Origin of the sequence: Citrobacter sp. wls826 (genome assembly GCF_005281245.1) — a bacterium.
Taxonomy (GTDB): Bacteria; Pseudomonadota; Gammaproteobacteria; order Enterobacterales; family Enterobacteriaceae; genus Citrobacter; species Citrobacter braakii.
This window is the reverse complement of the sequence record NZ_SZWS01000030.1, coordinates 25,032-30,037: the sequence shown is the minus strand read 5'-3', so window position 1 is coordinate 30,037 and position 5,006 is coordinate 25,032. Positions and strand designations below refer to the sequence as shown.

Sequence of the window (5,006 nt, the reverse complement as noted above, 5' to 3'; positions counted from 1 at the left end):
CGAAGCCTGGAAGATGGCTTCGGTTTTTTATGCTTACCGCGACTAACGTGGTAATTTGCGATTAGCTGGCTTTGCGCTCATGCGCCTGACGGTAAGCCACCAGGTCTTCGATAGTAACTACCGCCATATTATGCTTGCCGGCAAATTCGATACATTCTGGCGCACGCGCCATGGTGCCATCGTCATTGGTCAGTTCGCACAGCACGCCTGCCGGTTTAAACCCTGCCAGCGTCATCAGGTCGATGGTTGCTTCAGTGTGACCACCGCGGGTCAACACGCCACCTGCCTGAGCACGCAGCGGGAAAACGTGCCCCGGACGGTTAAGATCGGAAGGTTTAGCGCCATCCTGAATTGCCGCACGTACCGTAGTAACACGGTCCGCAGCGGAAACGCCGGTGGTCACGCCTTCTGCGGCTTCAATGGTGACGGTAAAACCGGTACCGTAAGCGCTGGTGTTATTTTCCACCATCATTGGCAGATCGAGCTGTTTGCGTCGGTCTTCAGTGATGCACAGGCATACAATACCGCTGCCGTGACGGATGGTCAGAGCCATCTGTTCAACAGTCATGGTTTCTGCCGGGAAAATCATATCGCCTTCGTTTTCACGATCTTCGTCGTCAAGCACCATCACACCGCGTCCTTCACGCAGCGCAGACAGCGCAAGTTCAACACGTTCGAAAGGCGTACCAAAAGAGGAAAGTAGCGTCTGATTCATGGTAAAAAAACCTCACTAAAATTATGGTTACCAGAATCAGGGCAGTCTTAGGAGTACCGTCTAAGCGGCAAAAAAATAACGTGAGCGGGTCCATGCCCGACTGGATCGTTACTCTCTCCCATCCGGACTCTAACCGTCGGCCCCGGAATTACACCGGATCTGCTGACCTTTGAGTTTGCACCCAAAGCGCTCGCGGGCTTTCAACCTGAGTTGATTTACCGCCGGTGGGGAATTTCGCCCCGCCCTGAGAATAAGCGGGTTAACTATAACGCTATTGATTACCTTCATCAACGCCTTTGCTCGTCTTAGCTTCACACAATTCTGGTTTATGCCTGTGCCAGTTCGCACTACAATAGGCAACAACACGTACCAGTTCAGGGAAACCACAATGATTGACCCGAAAAAAATTGAGCAGATTGCTCGTCAGGTTCACGAGTCGATGCCGAAAGGGATCCGCGAGTTTGGCGAAGACGTCGAGAAGAAAATTCGTCAAACGCTGCAGTCACAGCTGACCCGTCTGGATCTGGTAAGCCGTGAAGAGTTTGATGTACAGACTCAGGTTTTGCTGCGTACCCGTGAAAAGCTGGCGCTGCTTGAGCAACGTCTGACTGAGCTGGAATCGCGTGAAAAAACGGCAGAAGTTAAACCTGCTCCCGCGATCCCGTCAGTCGATCCGCAAGAGTAAAAACGACAACGGGCCGCAAGGCCCGTTTTTTCTGTTAGTGTTCCAGTTCTAGCTTCCTGGCCTCCGTCGCCTGCTGGCAGTACAGCGCATAGCGTTTGCAAAACCAGCTACGATGTTCTTCATCCATATTCCCAGTTATCGCCTGGATATCTACGGGATGGCCCTCAGCTTGCATCCTGGCAAAACTACGGGCCAGGAAATCGAAATTGTTCATTGAATACATATTGCTGTTCATGAGCATACCCTCCAGTTATTGAATATCTGTTAAGGCCATATGCTTTTTCTAATTTCAGTATTTCCCTGGATGCGAAGTTATTCTGTACATATTGTGCGCAAAACCACTGCGCTGGTTCACAGTTTCCCACGAAATCTAAGAGGGGTCGGATTTAAGGTCAGCGTGACGCACGCTTATTGTAACGTCATGTAAAAGTAAATCGGGGGGAGAAATCCCCTCTCCCCTTATTCCTTTACTCTGGGTTGAAGAAAACAGCAGCATCAACAGCAAGAAACGTATCGCATCCAAAAGTTCGATACGTTTCCAGCATTTGTTATTTATCGCTGTCTTTTTGGATCTTCTTGATGATATTGGTCGTTGAGCAGCCATCTTCAAAGTTCAGCACCAGCACTTCACCGCCATTCGCCCACACTTCTTTGCTGCCCGCAATATCTTCCGGCTTATAGTCGCCGCCTTTTACCAGCAGATCCGGCAGGATGCCGGCAATCAGACGCTGTGGTGTGTCTTCTTCAAAAGAGACCACCCAGTCGACGGCTTCCAGCGCGCCCAGCACGATCATGCGCTGTTCCAGCGGGTTGACCGGACGCGTTTCGCCTTTCAGACGTTTGGTCGAAGCATCGCTGTTTACCGCCACGATCAGACGATCGCCCAGCTTGCGCGCATTCGCCAGATAGGAAACGTGGCCAGCATGTAGGATGTCGAACACGCCGTTGGTCATCACCACTTTCTCACCGCGCTTGCGGGCGCTGGCAACGGCCTGTTTCAGCTCAGACTCGCTCATCACGCCAAAGCCAGTGTCGGCCCGACCGCGCACGGCGTTTTCCAGTTCAATCGGGGAAACGGTGGAAGTCCCCAGTTTACCGACGACAACACCCGCTGCGGCATTAGCAAAATAGCACGCCTCTTCCAGAGTGTTCCCCGCCGCCAGCGTCGCTGCCAGCACGCCGATCACCGTATCGCCCGCCCCCGTCACGTCATACACTTCCTGCGCCTGCGTCGGCATATGCAGTGGCGATTTGCCCGGTTGCAGCAGTGTCATACCCTGTTCGGAACGCGTGATCAGCAGCGCGGAAAGGTCGAAATCTGCAATCACTTTCATGCCGCGCTCAACCAGTTCATCTTCGCTTTTGCACTTACCGACCACCGCTTCAAATTCAGACAAATTCGGCGTCAGCAGCGTTGCGCCACGATAGCGTTCAAAATCGGTCCCTTTCGGATCGATAAGCACCGGCACCCCAGCCTTACGCGCCAGAGCAATCATCTGCTGCACGCTTGCCAGCGCGCCTTTGGCGTAATCGGAGAGCACCAAAGCGCCAATGGAGCCCAGAGCCTGGTTAATACGCTCATGCAGTGGCTGCGGATCCACGCCTTCAAAACCTTCTTCGAAATCCAGGCGAATCAGTTGCTGGTTGCGGGAAAGCACGCGCAGTTTGGTGATCGTCGGATGAGTTGGCACAGAAACGAAGTCACATTTTACGTTCACATCCGCCAGCGTTTTGCTCAGCGCACGCGCCGCGTCGTCAATCCCAGTCAGGCCAACCAGACGCGAATTCGCTCCCAGAGAGGCAATGTTCATCGCCACGTTTGCTGCGCCACCGGGACGTTCTTCAATGGTATCAACCTTCACCACCGGAACCGGCGCTTCAGGTGAAATACGGCTGGTAGGACCGTACCAGTAGCGATCTAGCATCACATCACCGACAACCATGACTCCTGCACGTTCAAACTCTGGCAGCGTTACTTTCATTCCTGTCTCCTGAGAGATTCTCTGAGGGTCTTAAAATTTGCGCGCGATAATAGCACACTTCACTCGGCAACCAGCCACTTCTGCCAGCTGTCACGCACAAGCGTACGTTCAGCGTCGAAGTGCTCCGGCGCCACATGGCCCGGAAGTTCCTGCAATGCAAGATGATGAAGTTCATCGCGCAGCGTCGTATAAGCACGGGTAAGCGCCAGCGCTTCCTGCTCATCCATAATGTCGTTTTGCGCCAGTAACTCCAGAATGCGCACGTTATCCGACCAGCGCGTCAGCTTCGGTTTTTCATGCGCATAGCGCAGCACCAGGTATTGCGTAATAAACTCAATGTCGGTGATGCCGCCTTCATCCGCTTTGATATCAAAACGATCGCGATGCTTATTGCCCAAATGGGCCCGCATTTTCTCACGCATTTCGCGCACATCGGTCTGCAAGGTTTTCGCATCGCGGACGAGGGTCATGATATCGCGACGAATCGCATCAAACTGAGAGGTCAACCGTGGGTCGCCGTACACCACTCGAGCGCGCACCAGCGCTTGATGCTCCCACGTCCAGGCTTCGTTGCGCTGGTAATCAGCGAAAGCCTCGGTTGAGGTCACCAGCATTCCCGCCGCGCCGGACGGACGCAACCGCGCATCCACTTCATACAAAATACCGGATGAGGTGCGGGTGCTGAAAAGGTGCATAATGCGCTGCGACAGACGCAAATAGAACTGTCGCCCGTCAATCTCACGCTCACCATCCGTCATCACGTCCATAGGACAGTCATGCAGGAAGATCAAATCAAGATCCGAACTGTAGCCCAGCTCCCAGCCGCCCAGTTTGCCATACCCGACGACGGCAAAACCGCGCCCCTCGCGCTCGTCAAGATGAGTGGGTTGCCCGTAGCGAGCGACCATCTGCATCCACGCCTGCTGGACTACCGCATCAATAATAGCTTCCGCCAGCCAGGTTAAGTGGTCGCTCACCTTCATCACCGGCAGCGTACCAGCGATATCTGCCGCGGCAATGCGCAGCAACTGCGTTTGCTTAAACTGACGCAGCGCTTCCAACTGCTGCTCTTCGTCATCTTCCGGCACGCGCAGCAAATACTGACGCAGTTCATCACGGTAGGCATCCGTCGCAGTGGGTTGATACAAGGTGTTCGGATCCAGCAGTTCATCGAGCAACAGCGGATACCGCGCCAGCTGGCTGGCGATCATCGGCGAGGCGGCACATAACGAAATCAGATGCTTAAGCGCTCCGGGGAATTCGCTCAGCAGCTCCAGATAGGTCGTACGGGTCACAATGCCTACCAGCAGCGGTGTGATGCGCGACAGTGGGACTGAGGCGTCGTCACGCGAACAGACATCGCTCAGCAGATGTGGCATTAAGTGATCCAGCACCTGGCGTCCGCGTGGGCCAATGGTGCGTTTATCCAGCTCTTTGCGAAAATCGGCAATCAGAGACAGCACGCGCCGGCGATCGTCATCCGCCAGATGCGTCAGCACCGGCGTGGTGTCATCTTCCTGTAATGCGTCCTGCCACAGTTCACGCCACTGTTCTGAGAGCGACTCTTCCTGGGTTTCTGCTTCGTCATCGCCAATCAACTCGTTAAACACCCGGCGCACGTTGT

Annotated in this window: 5 protein-coding genes and 1 riboswitch; of the genes, 1 reads left to right on the top strand and 4 read right to left on the bottom strand. The window is 54.3% G+C overall.

The window, feature by feature from the left end; translation table 11 throughout:
* Positions 1 to 61: 61 nt before the first annotated feature.
* On the bottom strand, positions 62 to 715 hold the full coding sequence (gene ribB / locus FDW87_RS07695) for a 3,4-dihydroxy-2-butanone-4-phosphate synthase (protein ID WP_016154529.1): 654 nt from the start codon (positions 713 to 715) through the stop codon (positions 62 to 64).
* Between the two features lie 106 nt (positions 716 to 821).
* A riboswitch (FMN riboswitch) is annotated at positions 822 to 971 on the bottom strand.
* Between the two features lie 132 nt (positions 972 to 1,103).
* Between ribB and ubiK the strand changes: the two genes are divergently transcribed.
* Complete coding sequence (gene ubiK, locus FDW87_RS07690) at positions 1,104 to 1,400, top strand: ubiquinone biosynthesis accessory factor UbiK (protein WP_003024618.1); 297 nt, start codon at positions 1,104 to 1,106, stop codon at positions 1,398 to 1,400.
* Positions 1,401 to 1,434: 34 nt separating this feature from the next.
* On the opposite strand, the gene glgS is transcribed toward ubiK, so the two are convergent.
* From glgS to glnE, 3 genes are all read right to left on the bottom strand, one after another.
* Positions 1,435 to 1,641 (bottom strand): cell surface composition regulator GlgS, encoded by a 207-nt coding sequence (gene glgS, locus FDW87_RS07685; protein ID WP_019077704.1) that lies wholly within the window; start codon positions 1,639 to 1,641, stop codon positions 1,435 to 1,437.
* 307 nt (positions 1,642 to 1,948) lie between these two features.
* Positions 1,949 to 3,382: a bifunctional D-glycero-beta-D-manno-heptose-7-phosphate kinase/D-glycero-beta-D-manno-heptose 1-phosphate adenylyltransferase HldE gene (gene hldE / locus FDW87_RS07680; protein ID WP_016157492.1), complete on the bottom strand. Its 1,434-nt coding sequence runs from the start codon at positions 3,380 to 3,382 to the stop codon at positions 1,949 to 1,951.
* A gap of 59 nt (positions 3,383 to 3,441) precedes the next feature.
* The coding region (gene glnE, locus FDW87_RS22070) for a bifunctional [glutamate--ammonia ligase]-adenylyl-L-tyrosine phosphorylase/[glutamate--ammonia-ligase] adenylyltransferase (RefSeq protein WP_252363069.1) at positions 3,442 to 5,006 on the bottom strand (1,565 nt) is incomplete at its 5' end.

What these genes read in the sequence shown, in the direction of transcription:
- hldE (WP_016157492.1), bottom strand. Translation starts at nt 3,382, where the DNA reads ATGAAAGTAACGCTGCCAGAGTTTGAACGTGCAGGAGTCATGGTTGTC.
- ubiK (WP_003024618.1), top strand. Translation starts at nt 1,104, where the DNA reads ATGATTGACCCGAAAAAAATTGAGCAGATTGCTCGTCAGGTTCACGAG.
- glgS (WP_019077704.1), bottom strand. Translation starts at nt 1,641, where the DNA reads ATGCTCATGAACAGCAATATGTATTCAATGAACAATTTCGATTTCCTG.
- ribB (WP_016154529.1), bottom strand. Translation starts at nt 715, where the DNA reads ATGAATCAGACGCTACTTTCCTCTTTTGGTACGCCTTTCGAACGTGTT.